This is a genomic window from Paracoccus sp. C2R09, from assembly GCF_018860625.1.
GTDB lineage: Bacteria > Pseudomonadota > Alphaproteobacteria > Rhodobacterales > Rhodobacteraceae > Paracoccus.
Genome location: NZ_JAHKQB010000027.1, coordinates 163,837 through 182,526 on the forward strand (window position 1 = coordinate 163,837; position 18,690 = coordinate 182,526).

An 18,690-nucleotide genomic window follows, 5' to 3' on the forward strand; every position below is an offset into this window, starting at 1 on the left:
GCGTGTCGGGCAGGCACCGCTAGGATGCCGCCAATCGAGAAGGGGGCTCTGATAACCATGTTCAACAAGATCCTGATTGCCAACCGTGGCGAGATCGCGATCCGCGTGATGCGCGCCGCCAACGAGCTGGGCAAGAAGACCGTCGCCGTCTATGCCGAGGAGGACAAGCTGGGCCTCCACCGCTTCAAGGCGGACGAGGCGTACCGGATCGGCGAGGGGCTGGGCCCGGTCGCCGCGTATCTGTCCATCCCCGAGATCATACGGGTCGCCAAGGAAAGCGGCGCCGACGCGATCCATCCGGGTTACGGCCTGCTGTCCGAGAACCCCGAATTCGTCGATGCCTGCGTCGAGGCCGGCATCACCTTCATCGGTCCCAAGGCCGAAACCATGCGCGCGCTTGGCGACAAGGCCAGCGCGCGGCGCGTGGCGATCAAGGCCGGTGTGCCCGTCATCCCCGCGACCGAAGTGCTGGGCGAGGATTTCGACGCGATCAAGGCCGAGGCCGCCGAGGTCGGATACCCGCTGATGCTGAAGGCCAGCTGGGGCGGGGGCGGTCGCGGGATGCGCCCGATCCGCGGCCCCGAGGAGCTGGTCGAGAAGGTCCGCGAAGGCCGCCGCGAGGCCGAGGCCGCCTTCGGCAATGGCGAGGGCTATCTGGAGAAGATGATCGAGCGCGCCCGCCACGTGGAGGTCCAGCTGCTGGGCGACACCCATGGCGAGCTGTATCATCTGTATGAACGCGACTGTACCGTGCAGCGCCGCAACCAGAAGGTCGTGGAGCGCGCGCCCGCGCCCTATCTGACCGAAGCGCAGCGCGAGGAAGTCTGCGCGCTGGCCCTGAAGATCGGTCGCGCCGTCGGCTACGAATGCGCAGGCACCGTCGAATTCCTGATGGATATGGACAGCCAGCAGTTCTACTTCATCGAGGTGAACCCGCGCGTCCAGGTCGAGCATACCGTGACCGAGGAGGTCACCGGCATCGACATCGTGCAGGCCCAGATCCGCATCGCCGAGGGTGCCACCCTGGCCGAGGCCACCGGCCATTCCAGCCAGGACCAGGTCACCCTGTCGGGTCACGCCCTGCAATGCCGCGTCACGACCGAGGATCCGCAGAACAACTTCATTCCCGATTACGGCCGCATCACCGCCTATCGCACGGCGACGGGCATGGGCATCCGCCTGGACGGCGGAACGGCCTATGCGGGCGGCGTCATCACCCGATTCTACGATTCGCTGCTGGTCAAGGTGACGGCCTGGGCGCAGACGCCCGATCAGGCGATCCGCCGGATGGACCGCGCCCTGCGCGAGTTCCGCGTTCGGGGCGTCAGCACGAATATCGACTTCGTCATCAACCTGCTGAAGCACCCGACCTTCCTCGACGATACCTATACGACCAAGTTCATCGACACGACGGATGACCTGTTCGACTTCAAGAAGCGTCAGGACCGGGCGACCAAGATCCTGACCTATCTGGCCGATATCAGCGTGAACGGTCACCCCGAGACCGCGGGCCGTGCGCTGCCGCCGGCGCAGGTCCGCCCGCCGGTCCCGCCCAAGGCCAGGGCCGAACCCGCCGCCGGCACGCGCCAGATGCTCGAATCGCAGGGCGCGCAGGCCGTGGCCGACTGGATGGCCGCGCAGAAGCAGCTGCTGATCACCGACACGACCATGCGCGACGGTCACCAGTCGCTGCTGGCGACGCGGATGCGGTCGATCGACATGATCCGCGTGGCGCCCAGCTATGCCGCGAACCTGCCGCAGCTGTTCAGCGTCGAATGCTGGGGGGGCGCGACCTTCGACGTGGCCTATCGCTTCTTGCAGGAATGCCCCTGGCAGCGCCTGCGCGACATCCGCGAGAAGATGCCGAACCTGATGACGCAGATGCTGCTGCGGGCCTCGAACGGGGTGGGCTATACCAACTATCCCGACAACGTGGTGCAGTTCTTCGTGAAGCAGGCCGCCGAGACGGGCGTGGACGTGTTCCGCGTCTTCGACAGCCTGAACTGGGTCGAGAACATGCGCGTCGCCATGGATGCGGTGATCGACAGCGGCAAGATCTGCGAAGGCACCGTCTGCTATACCGGCAACATGCTGGACCCCGACCGGTCGAAATACGACCTGAAATACTATGTCGGCATGGCGCAGGAACTGAAGGATGCCGGTGCGCATGTGCTGGGCCTGAAGGACATGGCGGGCCTGCTGAAGCCCGCCGCCGCGCGCAGCCTGATCAAGGCGCTGAAGGAAGAGGTCGGCCTGCCGATCCACTTCCACACCCATGACACCAGCGGCATGGGCGGTGCCACGATCCTGGCCGCCGCCGATGCGGGCGTCGATGCGGTCGATTGCGCGATGGACGCGCTGTCGGGCAATACCAGCCAGCCGACCATGGGTTCCGTGGTCGAGGCCCTGGCCCAGACCGACCGCGACACGGGTCTGGACATCGAGGCCATCCGCGGCATCAGCAATTACTGGGAACGCGTTCGCGAAAGCTATGCCGCCTTCGAATCGGGCCTGCAATCGCCCGCATCCGAGGTCTATCTGCACGAGATGCCGGGCGGGCAGTTCACCAACCTCAAGGCGCAGGCGCGTTCGATGGGGCTGGAGGATCGCTGGCACGAGGTCGCGCAGTCCTATGCCGACGTGAACCGCATGTTCGGCGACATCGTGAAGGTCACGCCGTCCTCGAAGGTCGTGGGCGACATGGCGCTGATGATGGTGGCGCAGGGGATGACGCCCGAACAGGTCGTCGATCCTTCGGTCGATGTCAGCTTCCCCGACAGCGTCGTGGACATGATGCGCGGCAATCTGGGCCAACCCCCCGGCGGCTGGCCGCAGGCGCTGCAGAAGAAGATCCTCAAGGGCGAGGCACCGATCACCGACCGCCCCGGCGCCCATCTGGAGCCGGTGGACCTGGAGGCCGTGCGCGCCAAGCTGTCCGCCGAACTGGGCGATGTCGAGATCGACGACGAGGATCTGAACGGCTACCTCATGTATCCCAAGGTCTTCACCGACTACATGCAGCGCCACGAGACCTATGGCCCGGTGCGCACCCTGCCGACGCGCAGCTTCTTCTACGGGATGGAGCCGGGGCAGGAGATCAGCGTCGAGATCGACCCCGGCAAGACGCTGGAGGTCCGCCTGCTGACCATCGGCGAGACCGACGACAAGGGCGAGGTGAAGGTCTTCTTCGAGCTGAACGGCCAGCCGCGCCAGGTCCGCATCCCGAACCGCAAGGCGGGTGGCGGCAGCGCCGCGCGGCCCAAGGCCGATCCGACCAATGACGGCCACGTGGGCGCCCCGATGCCCGGCGTCGTGGCCTCGGTCGCGGTGACGCAGGGTCAGACGGTCAGCCAGGGCGACCTGATCCTGACGATCGAGGCCATGAAGATGGAGACCGGCATCCATGCCGATCAGGACGGGACCATCAAGGCGATCCACGTGACGCCCGGAGCCCAGATCGACGCCAAGGACCTGCTGGTCGAGATCGAATGACCGACCGCCCCCCGCGAGGATCTTCGCGGGGGGTTTTGCCCAACCGGGCTGCATGCGCTAACATTCCGGGAAATTGCTTCGAAAAGCCGCAGCCAGTTTGCATATCGCGGCGTTGACGCTAGGACGCCGTAGGGCTACATCGCAACCAGCCAACCCGTCGCGGGGACAGCCAGAGCTTACTCCGCGACCCGAAAGGGGATCAGCTCGTGGATAACCTCCTGCAGGACTATCTTCCAATTCTCGTATTCGCGGGCATGGCCTCGGCCCTGGCCCTGATCCTGCTGCTGTCGGCGATCGTCATCGCGGTGCGCAATCCCGACCCGGAAAAGGTCAGCGCCTACGAATGCGGCTTCAACGCCTTCGACGACGCGCGGATGAAGTTCGACGTCCGATTCTATCTGGTGTCGATCCTGTTCATCATCTTCGACCTCGAGGTCGCGTTCCTGTTCCCCTGGGCGGTCAGCTTCCAGTGGATCAGCGCCACCGCCTTCTGGTCCATGATGGTGTTCCTGGGCGTCCTGACGGCGGGCTTTGCCTATGAATGGAAGAAGGGGGCGCTGGAATGGGCGTGATGACCGGGGCGAATACCGCAGGGGTCGATCGTGAATACGCGACCAAGGCGCTGAATTCGGAACTGCAGGACAAGGGTTTCCTGCTGACCACGACCGAGGACATCATCAACTGGGCGCGCAACGGTTCGCTGCACTGGATGACCTTCGGCCTTGCCTGCTGCGCGGTCGAGATGATGCAGACCTCGATGCCGCGCTACGATCTGGAACGGTTCGGGACCGCGCCGCGCGCATCGCCGCGCCAGTCCGACCTGATGATCGTGGCGGGCACGTTGACGAACAAGATGGCCCCGGCGCTGCGCAAGGTCTACGACCAGATGCCCGAACCGCGCTATGTCATCAGCATGGGCAGCTGCGCCAATGGCGGCGGCTACTATCACTACAGCTATTCCGTGGTGCGCGGCTGCGATCGCGTGGTGCCCGTGGACATCTATGTCCCCGGCTGCCCGCCGACCGCCGAGGCGCTGCTCTATGGCATCCTGCAACTTCAGCGCCGCATCCGGCGCACCGGCACGCTGGTGAGGTAACGATGGCCGTCTATCCCGACATCGACGCGCTGGAACAGCTGGCCGAACATATCTCTCACCGCCGCCCCAACGCGGTGGCAAGCACGCATGTCGAACATGACGAGCTGACCGTGACCGTCACGGCCGCGGGGCTGATCGACATGATCGACTTCCTGCGCTCGGACAGCTCGTGCCGCTTTTCGACCCTGGTGGACATCACGGCAGTGGACTGGCCGCAGCGCGCACAGCGCTTCGACGTCGTGTTCCACCTGCTGTCCATGTACCAGAACCACCGGATCCGCGTGAAGGTCGCCGTTCGCGAGGACGAGATGCTGCCGACCCTGACCGGGGTCTTTCCCTCGGCCAACTGGTTCGAGCGCGAGATCTTCGACATGTTCGGCATCCTCTTCTCGGGGCACCCGGACCTGCGTCGCCTGCTGACCGATTACGGTTTCGACGGCCATCCGCTGCGCAAGGACTTTCCGACCACCGGCTATGTCGAGGTGCGCTATGACGAGGTCGAGAAGCGCGTGATCTACGAACCCGTCAAGCTGACGCAGGAATACCGCCAGTTCGACTTCCTCTCGCCCTGGGAAGGGGCGGAATACGTCCTTCCGGGGGACGAGAAGGAAGGCGCGAAATGACGGAAACGACCGGACGCTGCCTGTGCGGCGCATGCGTGATGACCATCGAGCCCGGCCCCGAGGCCGGCGCCTGCCACTGCGATTTCTGCCGCAAGTGGAGCGGCGGGATCTTCATCGCGGTCGATGCCAAGCGCCCGGTGCGCTTCGCGGATGATGCGCCGATCGGCGTCTACCGGTCGTCGGAATGGGCCGAGCGCGTGTTTTGCCGGACCTGCGGCAGCTCGCTTCTGTGGCGTTCGGTCGATGGGCAGCACAATGCCGTATCCGTGCAGGTCTTCGACGACCCCGCCGCGTTTCCGGTCACTTCCGAGATTTTCACCGACCGCAAGCCGGTCACCTACGCGCTTGCCGGGTCGCTGAACGGCATGACGGGCCCCGAGTTCATGGCCCAGTTCTCCCCCGATGAGGAGGGTTGAGAGATGATGGATGGCGATATCCGCACCAACGAATACGATGACGGCAGCAAGGATCGCCTGACCGGCGAACAGCGCATCCGCAATTTCAACATCAACTTCGGTCCCCAGCATCCGGCGGCGCATGGCGTGCTGCGCATGGTGCTGGAACTGGACGGCGAGGTCGTGGAACGCGCCGATCCGCATATCGGGCTGCTGCATCGCGGCACCGAGAAGCTGATGGAAAGCCGCACCTACCTGCAGAACCTGCCCTATTTCGACCGGCTGGACTATGTCTCGCCCATGAACCAGGAACATGCCTGGTGCCTGGCGATCGAGCGTCTGACCGGCACCGCGGTTCCGCGTCGCGCCAGCTTGATCCGCGTCCTGTATTGCGAGATCGGCCGCATCCTGAACCACCTGCTCGGCCTGACCACGGGCGCGCTGGATATCGGTGCGCTGACGCCGCCGCTCTGGGGGTTCGAGGCCCGCGAAGAACTGATGATCTTCTATGAACGTGCCTGCGGGGCACGTCTGCACGCGGCCTATTTCCGTCCCGGCGGCGTTCACCAAGACCTGCCGCCGGAACTGCTGGACGATATCGAGGAATGGTGCGGCCGCTTCCCGAAGCTGCTGGACGATCTGGACACGCTGCTGACCGAGAACCGGATCTTCAAGCAGCGTCTTGTCGGCATCGGTGTCGTCAGCGAACAGGACGCGCTGGACTGGGGCTTCTCGGGCGTGATGGTGCGCGGGTCGGGCATGGCCTGGGATCTGCGTCGCAGCCAGCCCTACGAATGCTATGACGAATTCGACTTCAAGATCCCGGTCGGCACCAATGGCGACTGCTACGACCGCTTCCTCTGCCGGATGCAGGAGATGCGCGAATCGACCAGCATCATGATCCAGGCGATCCAGAAGCTGCGTGCCGAACCGGCTGGCGACATCCTGTCCCGCGGCAAGGTCACCCCGCCCAAGCGCGGCGACATGAAGCGCGACATGGAAAGCCTCATCCATCACTTCAAGCTCTATACCGAGGGCTTCAAGGTTCCCGCGGGCGAGGTCTATGCCGCGGTCGAGGCGCCCAAGGGCGAATTCGGCGTCTATCTCGTCAGCGACGGGACCAACAAACCCTATCGTGCGAAACTTCGCGCGCCGGGCTTCCTTCACCTGCAGGCGATGGACTGGATGTCGCGTGGCCATCTGCTGGCCGACGTTCCCGCCCTGATCGCCACGCAGGACATCGTTTTCGGAGAGGTTGACCGCTGATGCTGCGCCGTCTTCACCCCGTCCAGCCGGACAGTTTCGAATTCACGCCCGCCAACCTGGAATGGGCGCAGGCGCAGATGACCAAATACCCGGAAGGGCGTCAGCAATCGGCGATCATTCCGGTCTTGTGGCGTGCGCAGGAACAGGAAGGCTGGCTGTCGCGTCCGGCCATCGAATATTGCGCCGAGCTTCTGGGCATGGCCTATATCCGCGCGCTGGAAGTGGCGACATTCTACTTCATGTTCCAGCTGCAACCGGTTGGCAGCATTGCAAATATCCAGATCTGCGGCACCACCAGCTGCATGATCTGCGGGGCCGAGGACCTGATCGAGGTCTGCAAGCGCCGCATCGCACCCACGCCGCATACGCCTTCGGCCGACGGCAAGTTCAGCTGGGAAGAGGTCGAGTGCCTCGGTGCCTGCGCGAACGCACCGATGGCGCAGATCGGCAAGGACTACTACGAGGATCTGACGCCCGAGATCCTCGAGAACCTGATCGACCGCATGTCCTCGGGCGAGGTGCCGGTTCCCGGTTCCCAGCAGGGGCGCTTCGCATCCGAACCCGCGACCGGCGCCACCAGCCTGACCGAGACGGATGGCGGTTCCGAGAGCAATGCCAGCGTGTCGCTTGCGACCGATCTGGGCGAGACGCTGAAGCGCATCGACGGAACCGAGGTGCCGATCCTGACCAAATGGCTGCGCCGCGACCGCCCCGAACCCGCGATCGATCAGCAGGAAGGCGTGGACGAGACGCCGGATGACGAACCGCGTCCCGCAGCGGGCAAGCCGGCCGACGAGACCGGCGTGACCGAGCAGGAGGCCGAGGCCTCGAGCGCCGCGCGCCCCCGTTCGGACCGCGAACCCGAAGGATCGCGTGACGCCGAGAAGGCCGATGCGGCGCCCGCCGAAACCGACGGTGCCACTGACGCGACCGAGGATGCGGGCCGCCGTCCCGAGGGGCTCGATGCCCCTCGGAACGGCGCCGCCGACGATCTGAAGATGATCCGCGGCATTGGCCCCGGGCTGGAGAAGATGCTGAACGGCATGGGTTTCTGGCATTTCGACCAGATCGCGGCCTGGGGCGAGGAAGAGCTTGCCTGGGTGGACGCCAATCTGGAAGGGTTCAAGGGCCGGGCATCGCGCGACGGCTGGGTCGCGCAGGCCGAGACGCTGGCGTCCGGCGGTCGGACCGAATTCTCGAACCGTGCCGAACAGGACGGACGCCATGACGACGAGGAGTGAGCCGACACTCGCCTGAACAGGGGACCAGGGAATGAACGCGACGGATTGCACCAGAAAATGCTGGATCACGGCGGCCATCATCGGCCTGCTGGTCTGGATCTTCACATCGGGCATCGGCTCGATGCGCTGGTTCGAGGGGCTGTTCCTCGGTCTTGTCGCGCTTGGCCTGATGGGGGCTTTTCTGGATTGGCTGATCTGCCGCGGCCATCCGGCGCAGGACGCTGCCGAATGGCATCCGAAGGAACATCTGACCACCTACGAGGAGGATCTTGCTCTTTCTCCGCGCGGGATCGCGTCCGATGCGATGGTGGGCATGCTGGGTGCGGCCGAAGGCCAGCACCGCGTGACCCCTTCGGGCGATGCCGCACCGCAGGCGCCCGCGACGGCCAAGGCCGCCGACAGGAACGACATCTATGCCGCGCAATCCGGCGCGGAGGACGATCTGAAGCTGATCAAGGGCGTGGGGCCCAAGCTGGAAGATTTGCTGCATGAACACGGCGTCAACCGCTTTGCGCAGATCGCGCAATGGGACGACGCTGAAATCGATCGCTTCGCCGAGATCATCGGCCGCATGGGCGGCAGGATCCGCAGCGACGACTGGGTCGGCCAGGCGCAGATGCTGGCCCGGGGTGGGGAAACGGAATTTTCGAAGCGCGCCAGGGAAGGCAGCGGTCAGGCATGACGGTTCGGCAGGAACAGGACGCCGCCCAGATGCGGCTGGTGGGGGCGGTGATCGCCCTGACCATGCTCGGCTGGCTGCTGTTCCAGTGGCTGGGCGCGCAATTCGACTGGCAGGCCCGTTGGGCCTTTCTGGCGGATCTTGCCGCCATCGGTGCATTTGTCTGGTCGCTGATCGTGACCTGGCGCGTCTGGCGTCGCCGCAACGCGTGACGCTTGGATAAGAGGATCGGATAACAAAGATGCTGAAGGACCAGGATCGCATTTTCACCAATCTCTACGGGATGGGTGACCGCAGCCTGAACGGCGCGAAGAAGCGTGGCCATTGGGATGGCACCGCCGAGATCATCGGCCGCGGGCGCGACAAGATCGTCGAGCAGATGAAGGCATCGGGCCTGCGCGGGCGAGGGGGCGCGGGCTTCCCGACGGGCCTGAAATGGTCCTTCATGCCCAAGGAATCGGATGGTCGTCCGGCCTATCTGGTCATCAATGCCGATGAATCCGAACCCGCGACCTGCAAGGACCGCGAGATCATGCGCCACGATCCGCACACCCTGATCGAGGGTGCGCTGGTGGCCAGCTTCGCGATGAACGCGCATGCCTGCTACATCTATATCCGCGGCGAATACATCCGCGAGAAGGAGGCCCTGCAGGCCGCCATCGACGAATGCTACGACGCGGGTCTGCTGGGTGCGAATGCGGCCGGTTCGGGATGGGATTTCGACCTGTATCTCCATCACGGGGCAGGGGCCTATATCTGCGGCGAGGAGACGGCCCTTCTGGAAAGCCTGGAGGGCAAGAAGGGCATGCCGCGCATGAAGCCACCCTTCCCGGCGGGTGCGGGTCTCTATGGGTGCCCGACGACCGTGAACAACGTCGAATCCATCGCCGTCGTGCCCACCATCCTGCGCCGTGGGCCGGAATGGTTCGCGGGCTTCGGGCGTCCGAACAACGCGGGCGTGAAGCTGTTCGGTCTGACCGGGCATCTCAACACCCCCTGCGTGGTCGAGGAGACCATGTCGATCAGCATGAAGGAGCTGATCGAGAAGCATGGTGGCGGCATCCGTGGCGGCTGGAAGAACCTCAAGGCGATCATTCCCGGCGGTGCCTCCTGCCCGATCCTGACGGCCGAGCAGTGCGAGGACGCCATCATGGATTACGACGGGATGCGTGATCTACGGTCCAGCTTCGGGACAGCCTGCATGATCGTCATGGATCAGCAGACCGACGTCATCAAGGCCGTCTGGCGCCTGTCCAAGTTCTTCAAGCACGAGAGCTGCGGCCAGTGCACGCCCTGCCGCGAAGGCACGGGCTGGATGATGCGCGTGATGGAACGTCTGGTGACGGGCGAGGCCGAGGTCGAGGAGATCGACATGCTGTTCGACGTCACCAAGCAGGTCGAGGGTCACACGATCTGCGCCCTGGGCGACGCTGCCGCATGGCCGATCCAGGGTCTGATCCGCAATTTCCGCGAAGAGATCGAGGATCGCATCAAGGCCAAGCGCACCGGCCGCATGGGGGCGATGGCAGCCGAATGATCCGTCGTGCCGTCATATCCGCCGCGATGCGCGCCCGCCCTTCGGGGGCGGATGTCGCGCAGCGGTCGAACCGCGCCCCTCACGGCGGGGTGAGCGGGTGTGACCGCACGAAACGGTCTTCGGGTGGTTATGTCTTCGGACATGCCACCAAGAAGAGGAAGATCATGACCCCCATCCGCATGACGATTGCCGCCCTGGCCTTCGGGATCGCTGCCGGCCCCGCATCGGCGCTGGAGCCGCTGAGCCAGGAAACCTATGTGAACGACCGCCTGATGCAGGCGCGGGTCGCCGACCTCGTGCGTCGCGGCTGCGGCAGCATCGACGCGCGTTTGATCCGGGCCTTCAACGAGGCCCGCAAGCTGAAACGGTACGCGCTCGACAAGGGCTATACCGAAGACCAGATCGAAGCCTTCCTCGACAGCGATCCCGACCGGGATCGGATCTATCGCGAAGCCGACCGCTACATGCGCGAGAACGGCGTCGAGAACGGGAACGAGGAAAGCTTCTGCCGCCTCGGGCGGAACGAAATCGCACGGCAGACGGTCGCCGGATCGTTGCTCAGCGCCAGGTAAGGATTGAAACATGGCCGAATTGCGGACAATCAAGATCGACGGCAAGGAAATCGAGGTCGATCCCAGCCTGACCCTCATCCAGGCATGTGAACTGGCCGGGATCGAGATTCCGCGGTTCTGCTATCACGAGCGTCTGTCCATCGCGGGCAATTGCCGGATGTGCCTGGTCGAGGTCGTGGGCGGTCCGCCCAAGCCCGCCGCAAGCTGCGCCATGCAGATCAAGGACCTGCGCCCGGGCCCGGAGGGCGCGCCGTCCGAGATCCGCACCAACAGCCCGATGGTCAAGAAGGCCCGCGAGGGCGTGATGGAGTTCCTGCTGATCAACCACCCGCTGGATTGCCCGATCTGCGATCAGGGCGGCGAATGCGACCTGCAGGATCAGGCCATGGCCTATGGCGTGGATTTCAGCCGCTACCGCGAACCCAAGCGCGCCTCGGAGGAGCTGAACCTCGGGCCGCTGGTCGAGACCCACATGACCCGCTGCATCAGCTGCACCCGCTGCGTGCGCTTCACGACCGAGGTCGCGGGCATCAGCCAGATGGGCCAGACCGGTCGCGGCGAGGACAGCGAGATCACCAGCTATCTCAACGAGACGCTGGCATCGAACCTGCAGGGCAACATCATCGACCTCTGCCCGGTGGGGGCGCTGGTCAGCAAGCCCTATGCCTTCACCGCCCGCCCGTGGGAGCTGTCGAAGACCGAGACGATCGACGTGATGGACGCGCTCGGCAGCAGCATCCGGGTGGATACGAAGGGCCGCGAAGTCATGCGCATTCTGCCGCGCAACCATGACGGCGTGAACGAGGAATGGATCAGCGACAAGACCCGCTTCGTCTGGGACGGCCTGCGCCGCCAGCGGCTGGACAGGCCCTATATCCGCGAGAACGGCAAGCTGCGCCCGGCCACATGGCCCGAGGCGCTGACCGCCGCCGCCCGCGCGATGAAGGGCCGCAAGGTCGCCGGGCTTGTCGGCGATCTGGTCCCGACCGAGGCCGCGTTCAGCCTCAAATCCCTGATCGAGGGGATGGGCGGCAATGTCGAATGCCGCACCGACGGGGCGCGACTGCCCGCCGGCAATCGTTCCGGCTATGTCGGGACGGCGCGGATCGAGGATATCGACACGGCCGCGAACATCCTGCTGATCGGCACCAACCCGCGCGAGGAAGCGCCGGTGCTGAATGCGCGCATCCGCAAGGCCTGGGCGCAGGGCGCGCAGATCGCCATGGTGGGCGAGGCGGTCGATCTGACCTTCGATTACGACCATCTGGGCGATGACCGCGCGACGCTTGCCGATCTGGCGGGCCGCGACCTGTCGGATCGCATGGATGCGGGCAATATCGTCATCGTGGGGCAGGGCGCCCTTCGCGAAGCGGATGGCGAGTCCGTGCTGGCCCATGCCATGAAGCTGACCGAGGCGCTTGGCGGCAAGCTGATGATCCTGCATGGTGCCGCGGGTCGCGTGGGCGCCATGGATGCGGGCGCCGTGACCGAGGGTGGCCTGAAGGCCGCGATCGAGGGGGCCGAGGTCATCTTCAACCTCGGCGCGGACGAGGTCGAGATCGAGGCGGGCCCGACCGTCATCTATCAGGGCAGCCATGGCGATCGCGGCGCCCATCGCGCCGACATCATCCTGCCTGCCGCCGCCTATACCGAGGAGAACGGCCTGTTCGTGAATACCGAGGGCCGTCCGCAGCTGGCATTGCGCGCTAATTTCGCACCGGGCGAGGCCAAGGAGAACTGGGCCATCCTGCGCGCCCTGTCGGGCGAGCTGGGGCAGACGCTGCCCTGGGACAGCCTGGCGCAGCTGCGCAAGCGCCTGATCCAGGCGGTTCCGCATCTGGCGCAGATCGATCGGGTCCCGTCGAACGACTGGCAGCCGGTCGCCATGCGCGACATGGCCACCGCCAGCTTCGTCAACCCGGTCAAGGATTTCTATCTGACGAACCCCATCGCACGCTGTTCGCCGCTGATGGGCGAGCTGTCGCGCATGGCGGCGGCACGGCAGGCGCAACCCATGGCTGCGGAGTGACGTGATGCGCGCCGGATCGCTCCTGAAACCCTTGGCAGCCGTGGCATTCCTGCCGCTGCTGGCCTGCGGCGATGCCGCGGATGACGGGCGCCCGAAACCCAAGCCCGCCGAGATGCAGGCGCGCATCGCAAGCCCCGGCACCAAGGTGGGCGAGGCACCGCTGAGCCTTGCGCGCGTGTCCACCAAGTCGGGCGAGATCCTGATCCTGGAACCCGATGGTTCGGTGACCGAGATGGACCTCGGAAGCCCCGCGGGCCGCGACGCATTCGCCGTGACCGAAGCCGATCTGGCCGCATTGAACGCCAATCTGGACCTCGATCTGGGCGGGCTGGTCGCGGCCTCGGTCCCGGACCGCCAGACGGCGCAGGAAAAGGCGCTGGAGGAGTTCGCCGCGCGCGCGCAGCCGGCCCTGCCGGCACTGCGCGAGGGGGCCGAGATCGCCCCCGAGATGTTCATCGCGGCCAAGGTCGATGCCCTCGGGGATACGAACGGGCTTGTCGAGGTGACCGCCAACCTTCGGCAGGGGGTGGACGCTGATATCGCCTTCTCGTATGCCACCTGCGCATTGGCCGGTTGGGCGGACAGGAACGGGGCGGCCTATGGGCGCCATATCCGCACGCTGCAGGCGGAACGTAACGGAAAACTGCTGATCGGATCGGCCTTCACGATGTCGCAGGACAAGCCCCTGGGCCTGCGCGTGATGGAAACGGAACAGACCCTGCAGGATTGCAGGGCACGCGGCATCCCGGTCGCGTGATAATAAGGGACGGGCATCATGGCTGAATTCTGGGCATCTTCCTTGGGCATCGCGATCATCCTGCTGGCGCAGGGTCTGGCCGTCATCGCCTTCGTGATGCTGTCGCTGATCTATCTGGTCTATGGCGACCGCAAGATCTGGGCCGCCGTGCAGATGCGGCGCGGTCCGAACGTGGTCGGCCCCTGGGGCCTGCTGCAGACATTTGCCGACGCGTTGAAGTTCGTCGTCAAGGAAGTGGTGATTCCAGCCGGCTCGGACAAGTTCGTCTTCTTCCTGGCGCCCTTCCTGTCGATGATGCTGGCGCTTCTGGCCTTCGTGGCGATCCCCTTCGCACCGGGCTGGGTGATGGCGGACATCAACGTGGGCATCCTGTTCATCTTCGCGGTTTCCTCGCTCGAGGTGTACGGCGTGATCATGGGCGGCTGGGCCTCGAACTCGAAATACCCGTTCCTCGGCTCGCTCCGTTCGGCCGCGCAGATGATCTCCTACGAGGTGAGCCTGGGGCTGATCATCATCGGCGTCATCATCTCGACCGGGTCGATGAACCTGACCGCCATCGTCGAGGCGCAGCGCGGCGCGGGCTTGCTGTCCTGGTACTGGCTGCCGCATCTGCCGATGGTCGTGCTGTTCTTCGTCAGCGCGCTGGCCGAAACCAACCGTCCGCCCTTCGATCTGCCCGAAGCGGAATCCGAACTGGTCGCGGGCTTCATGGTCGAATATTCCTCGACCCCCTACCTGCTGTTCATGGCGGGCGAATACATCGCCATGTGGCTGATGTGCGCGCTGATCAGCCTGCTGTTCTTCGGCGGCTGGCTGTCGCCCATTCCGGGCATTCCCGACGGCGTGCTGTGGATGTTCCTGAAGATGGTCTTCTGGTTCTTCATGTTCGCCATGGTGAAGGCGCTCGTGCCGCGGTACCGCTACGACCAGCTGATGCGCATCGGCTGGAAGGTGTTCCTGCCGCTGTCGCTCGGTTGGGTGGTGATCGTGGCATTCCTCGCGAAATTCGAAGTCCTGGGCACCTTCTGGGCCCGCTGGGCAGGAGTCTGACAGATGGCATTCGACGTCGTTCGCGCCACCAAGTATTTCCTGATGGTGGATTTCATCAAGGGCTTCGGCCTGGGCATGCGCTACTTCTTCGCGCCCAAGCCGACCCTGAACTATCCCCACGAGAAGGGGCCGCTCAGCCCGCGCTTTCGCGGCGAGCATGCGCTGCGCCGCTATCCCAACGGCGAGGAACGCTGCATCGCCTGCAAGCTGTGCGAGGCGATCTGCCCCGCGCAGGCCATCACCATCGATGCCGAACCGCGCGAGGACGGATCGCGCCGCACCACGCGCTACGATATCGACATGACCAAGTGCATCTATTGCGGGTTCTGCCAGGAGGCATGCCCGGTCGATGCCATCGTCGAGGGGCCGAATTTCGAATTCGCCACCGAAACGCGCGAGGAGCTTTTCTACGACAAGGAGAAGCTTCTGGACAACGGCGCCCGTTGGGAAGCCGAGATTGCGCGCAATCTCGCCATGGACGCGCCCTACCGATGACCGATCCCTTCCGGCAGATGTTCCAGCAGATGATCGCCCAGGGCCAGGAAATGGCGCGGGCCTTCAATCCGGCGTTGGAAAACCTCGACCTGCGCGCCTACGAGAAGATGTTCCCGACCATGCCGGCGGACATGCTGGAGATGTGGTTCGGCAAGACCTTCAATCGTGACGGGCTGGATGCGCGCACGCGCCTGCTGATCACCATCGCGGCCATGACCGTGCAGGGGGCCCATGCGGAACCGCAGCTGCGCATGACCATCCGCCACGCGATCGAGGCCGGGGCGACCCCGCGCGAGGTCGCCGAGACGATCTATCAGATGGGGATGTTCGGCGGCATCCCCGCGATGCAGAAGGCGCTGGAGATCGCGCAGTCGATCTTCACCGAATCCGAGGGGACCGATCAGTCATGACATTTGCCTTCTACCTGTTTGCGATCTCGGTCTGCACGGCGGGCTTCATGGTCGTTCTGGCACGCAACCCGGTCCATTCGGTGCTGTGGCTGATCCTGGCATTCCTGTCGGCGGCGGGGCTGTTCGTGCTACTGCAGGCCGAGTTCGTGGCCATGCTGCTGGTCATCGTCTATGTCGGCGCGGTCGCGGTGCTGTTCCTGTTCGTGGTCATGATGCTGGATGTCGATTTCGCCCAGCTGAAGGGCGAGCTTGCGCAGTATCTGCCGCTGGCCGGCCTGATCGCCATCGTGCTTCTGGCGCAGCTGGGCATCGCATTCGGCGCATGGGAGAGCGCGGAAGGCGCGCAGGCCCTGCGCGCCGTTCCGCTGGAACAGCAGACGCTGAACACCAATGCCATCGGGCTGGTGATGTACGACCGCTACATCCTGCCCTTCCAGATCGCGGGTCTGATCCTGCTGGTCGCGATGATCGGTGCGATCACCCTGACGATGCGCCATCGCCGCGACATCAAGCGGCAGAACGTGATCGAGCAGATGCACCGCGACCCGGCCAAGGCGATGCAGCTTCGCGACGTGAAGCCGGGGCAGGGCTTGTGATCCGCGCCCCGCGCGCGGACCGGAAATTCAACGGGTGACGGCCCGGAGGGACAGATAAGATGATCGGATTGACACATTTCCTTGTCGTGGGGGCGGTCCTCTTCGTCGCCGGGATCTTCGGCATCTTCGTGAACCGAAAGAACGTGATCGTCATCCTGATGTCGATCGAGCTGATGCTTCTGGCGGTCAACATCAACTTCGTCGCCTTTTCGTACCATCTGGGCGATCTGGCGGGGCAGATCTTCACGATGTTCGTGCTGACCGTCGCCGCGGCCGAGGCCGCGATCGGCCTTGCGATCCTGGTGGTGTTCTTCCGCAACCGCGGCACGATCGCGGTCGAAGACGTCAACGTGATGAAGGGGTAAGGGACCCATGGCTCAATTCATTCTCTTTGCCCCGCTGATCGGCGCGCTGATCGCCGGTTTCGGTTGGCGGCTGATCGGCGAACGCGGCGCGCAGGTCCTGACGACCGGCATCCTGTTCGCCGCGGCCCTTGCCTCGTGGATCGTGTTTCTGGGCTTCGACGGCCAGTTGCGCCAGTATCCGGTGCTGGACTGGGTCGTCTCGGGCGATTTCACGACGGAATGGGCGATCCGGCTGGACCGTCTGACCGCGATCATGCTGATCGTCATCACCTCGGTCTCGGCGCTCGTGCATCTCTACAGCTTCGGCTACATGGCGCATGACGAGAACTTCGGCGATGACGAACCCTATCGCGCGCGCTTCTTCGCCTATCTGTCCTTCTTCACCTTCGCCATGCTGATGCTGGTGACCGCCGACAACCTGCTGCAGATGTTCTTCGGCTGGGAAGGCGTGGGCGTCGCGTCCTATCTGCTGATCGGGTTCTACTTCAAGAAGCAGTCGGCGGGTGCTGCGGCGATGAAGGCCTTCATCGTGAACCGCGTCGGCGATTTCGGCTTCCTTCTGGGGATCTTCGGGCTGTGGTGGCTGACCGGCTCGATCCAGTTCGACGAGATCTTCGCACAGGTCCCGATGATCGCCGAAACGCAGATGCATTTCCTCTGGACCGACTGGAACGCCGCGAACCTGCTGGCCGTGCTGCTGTTCATCGGTGCGATGGGCAAGTCGGCGCAGCTGTTCCTGCATACCTGGCTGCCCGACGCGATGGAGGGGCCGACGCCCGTGTCGGCACTGATCCACGCGGCGACCATGGTCACGGCGGGCGTCTTCCTTGTCTGCCGCATGTCGCCCTTGTTCGAATTCGCCCCCGAGGCCAAGACCTTCATCGTGATGATCGGCGCAACCACCGCCTTCTTTGCGGCGACGGTCGGTCTGGTGCAGAACGACATCAAGCGGGTCATCGCCTATTCCACCTGTTCGCAGCTGGGCTACATGTTCGTGGCCGCAGGGGTCGGCGTCTATTCGGTGGCGATGTTCCACCTGTTCACGCATGCCTTCTTCAAGGCGATGCTGTTCCTGGGCGCCGGTTCGGTCATCCATGCGATGCATCACGAACAGGACATGCGCAATTACGGCGGGCTTCGTCACAAGATCCCGCTGACCTTCTGGGCGATGATGATCGGCACGCTGGCCATCACCGGCGTCGGCATTCCGCTGACCCATATCGGCTTTGCGGGCTTCCTGTCCAAGGACGCCGTGATCGAGAGCGCCTATGCCTCGGGGAACGGCTATGCCTTCTGGATGCTGGTCATCGCGGCGCTGTTCACAAGCTTCTACAGCTGGCGCCTGATCTTCATGACCTTCTTCGGCAAGCCGCGCGGCGATCATCATGCGCATGACCATGCGCATGAAAGCCCGCGCGTCATGCTGATCCCGCTTGGGGTGCTGGCGCTCGGGGCGGTGTTCTCGGGGATGGTGTGGTACAACAGCTTCTTCGAGGAGGAGGGCGTGCAGCGCTTCTTCGGAATGCCCGAAATCGCGGCCGCGCATGACGAGGGTCATGCCGAAACCGCACCGGCCGAAGAACAGGACGACGCACATGCCGAGGGCGAGGCGACCCATGTCGATCCCGCGACCGTGGGGCAGGGGGCCATCTACATGCATCCCGATAATCACGTGATGCATGATGCCCATTATGTCCCCGCCTGGGTGAAGATGTCGCCCTTCTTCGCGATGCTGACTGGGCTGGGGCTTGCATGGATCATGTATATCCGCCGCCCCGAGGCACCTGCCAAGCTGGCCGCGCAACAGCCGGGGCTGTACCAGTTCCTGCTGAACAAGTGGTATTTCGACGAACTCTATGACCGGGTCTTCGTCCGGCCCGCGCGCTGGATCGGCGCGCGGCTGTGGACGCGGGGCGACGGAGCGATTATCGACAGCGCCATCAACGGCGTGGCCCTGGGAATCATTCCGCGCCTCACGCGCTTCGCGGGGCGCGTGCAATCGGGCTATCTGTTCCATTATGCCTTCGCGATGGTCCTGGGCATCGTAGGCTTGCTGATCTGGGTGATGATGCGGGGCGCGCACTGAC

At 64.7% G+C, this 18,690-nt stretch carries 19 protein-coding genes; all 19 read left to right on the forward strand.

Annotated elements, in window-relative coordinates; all coding sequences use genetic code 11:
* The first annotated feature begins 51 nt into the window (after window positions 1-51).
* The 19 genes from KO490_RS11130 (at window position 52) to nuoL (ending at window position 18,689) form a co-directional block, all read left to right on the forward strand.
* Window positions 52-3,492, forward strand: a complete 3,441-nt coding sequence (locus KO490_RS11130; protein ID WP_216019617.1) for a pyruvate carboxylase — start codon at window positions 52-54, stop codon at window positions 3,490-3,492.
* A gap of 206 nt (window positions 3,493-3,698) precedes the next feature.
* Window positions 3,699-4,064: an NADH-quinone oxidoreductase subunit A gene (locus KO490_RS11135; RefSeq protein WP_216019481.1), complete on the forward strand. Its 366-nt coding sequence runs from the start codon at window positions 3,699-3,701 to the stop codon at window positions 4,062-4,064.
* On the forward strand, window positions 4,055-4,588 hold the full coding sequence (locus KO490_RS11140) for an NADH-quinone oxidoreductase subunit B family protein (RefSeq protein ID WP_303462957.1): 534 nt from the start codon (window positions 4,055-4,057) through the stop codon (window positions 4,586-4,588). The genes KO490_RS11135 and KO490_RS11140 overlap by 10 nt, the downstream gene beginning before the upstream one ends.
* 2 nt (window positions 4,589-4,590) lie before the next feature.
* Window positions 4,591-5,211, forward strand: a complete 621-nt coding sequence (locus KO490_RS11145; protein ID WP_216019482.1) for an NADH-quinone oxidoreductase subunit C — start codon at window positions 4,591-4,593, stop codon at window positions 5,209-5,211.
* Window positions 5,208-5,627 (forward strand): GFA family protein, encoded by a 420-nt coding sequence (locus tag KO490_RS11150; protein WP_216019483.1) that lies wholly within the window; start codon window positions 5,208-5,210, stop codon window positions 5,625-5,627. The genes KO490_RS11145 and KO490_RS11150 overlap by 4 nt, the downstream gene beginning before the upstream one ends.
* 3 nt (window positions 5,628-5,630) lie before the next feature.
* The gene (locus tag KO490_RS11155) at window positions 5,631-6,872 is read left to right on the forward strand and encodes an NADH-quinone oxidoreductase subunit D (RefSeq protein WP_216019484.1); all 1,242 of its coding nucleotides are present in this window, start codon (window positions 5,631-5,633) and stop codon (window positions 6,870-6,872) included.
* Window positions 6,872-8,113 (forward strand): NADH-quinone oxidoreductase subunit E, encoded by a 1,242-nt coding sequence (locus KO490_RS11160; protein WP_216019485.1) that lies wholly within the window; start codon window positions 6,872-6,874, stop codon window positions 8,111-8,113. The genes KO490_RS11155 and KO490_RS11160 overlap by 1 nt, the downstream gene beginning before the upstream one ends.
* Window positions 8,114-8,144: 31 nt before the next feature.
* Window positions 8,145-8,795: a hypothetical protein gene (locus KO490_RS11165; protein WP_216019486.1), complete on the forward strand. Its 651-nt coding sequence runs from the start codon at window positions 8,145-8,147 to the stop codon at window positions 8,793-8,795.
* Window positions 8,792-9,004, forward strand: a complete 213-nt coding sequence (locus KO490_RS11170; protein WP_216019487.1) for a DUF5337 domain-containing protein — start codon at window positions 8,792-8,794, stop codon at window positions 9,002-9,004. Before KO490_RS11165 ends, KO490_RS11170 begins: the two co-directional genes overlap by 4 nt.
* A gap of 29 nt (window positions 9,005-9,033) precedes the next feature.
* A complete protein-coding gene (nuoF, locus tag KO490_RS11175) occupies window positions 9,034-10,329 on the forward strand; it encodes an NADH-quinone oxidoreductase subunit NuoF (RefSeq protein WP_216019488.1) in 1,296 nt (431 codons plus the stop codon).
* Between the two features lie 164 nt (window positions 10,330-10,493).
* Window positions 10,494-10,901 (forward strand): DUF5333 domain-containing protein, encoded by a 408-nt coding sequence (locus KO490_RS11180; RefSeq protein ID WP_252727135.1) that lies wholly within the window; start codon window positions 10,494-10,496, stop codon window positions 10,899-10,901.
* A gap of 10 nt (window positions 10,902-10,911) precedes the next feature.
* On the forward strand, window positions 10,912-12,930 hold the full coding sequence (nuoG, locus tag KO490_RS11185; protein WP_216019489.1) for an NADH-quinone oxidoreductase subunit NuoG: 2,019 nt from the start codon (window positions 10,912-10,914) through the stop codon (window positions 12,928-12,930).
* 4 nt (window positions 12,931-12,934) lie between these two features.
* Entirely contained in the window at window positions 12,935-13,687 is a 753-nt protein-coding gene (locus KO490_RS11190) for a hypothetical protein (RefSeq protein WP_216019490.1), read from the forward strand.
* Window positions 13,688-13,705: 18 nt separating this feature from the next.
* Window positions 13,706-14,737 carry an NADH-quinone oxidoreductase subunit NuoH gene (gene nuoH, locus KO490_RS11195; RefSeq protein WP_216019491.1) on the forward strand — a complete coding sequence of 344 codons (1,032 nt, stop codon included), beginning with the start codon at window positions 13,706-13,708 and terminating at the stop codon, window positions 14,735-14,737.
* A gap of 3 nt (window positions 14,738-14,740) precedes the next feature.
* Window positions 14,741-15,232 carry an NADH-quinone oxidoreductase subunit NuoI gene (gene nuoI, locus KO490_RS11200; protein ID WP_216019492.1) on the forward strand — a complete coding sequence of 164 codons (492 nt, stop codon included), beginning with the start codon at window positions 14,741-14,743 and terminating at the stop codon, window positions 15,230-15,232.
* Window positions 15,229-15,642, forward strand: a complete 414-nt coding sequence (locus tag KO490_RS11205) for a carboxymuconolactone decarboxylase family protein (RefSeq protein ID WP_216019493.1) — start codon at window positions 15,229-15,231, stop codon at window positions 15,640-15,642. The genes nuoI and KO490_RS11205 overlap by 4 nt, the downstream gene beginning before the upstream one ends.
* Window positions 15,639-16,238 (forward strand): NADH-quinone oxidoreductase subunit J, encoded by a 600-nt coding sequence (locus tag KO490_RS11210; RefSeq protein ID WP_216019494.1) that lies wholly within the window; start codon window positions 15,639-15,641, stop codon window positions 16,236-16,238. Before KO490_RS11205 ends, KO490_RS11210 begins: the two co-directional genes overlap by 4 nt.
* 59 nt (window positions 16,239-16,297) lie before the next feature.
* Window positions 16,298-16,603, forward strand: a complete 306-nt coding sequence (gene nuoK, locus KO490_RS11215) for an NADH-quinone oxidoreductase subunit NuoK (RefSeq protein WP_216019495.1) — start codon at window positions 16,298-16,300, stop codon at window positions 16,601-16,603.
* 7 nt (window positions 16,604-16,610) lie between these two features.
* On the forward strand, window positions 16,611-18,689 hold the full coding sequence (nuoL, locus tag KO490_RS11220; protein WP_216019496.1) for an NADH-quinone oxidoreductase subunit L: 2,079 nt from the start codon (window positions 16,611-16,613) through the stop codon (window positions 18,687-18,689).
* Window position 18,690: the final 1 nt, after the last annotated feature.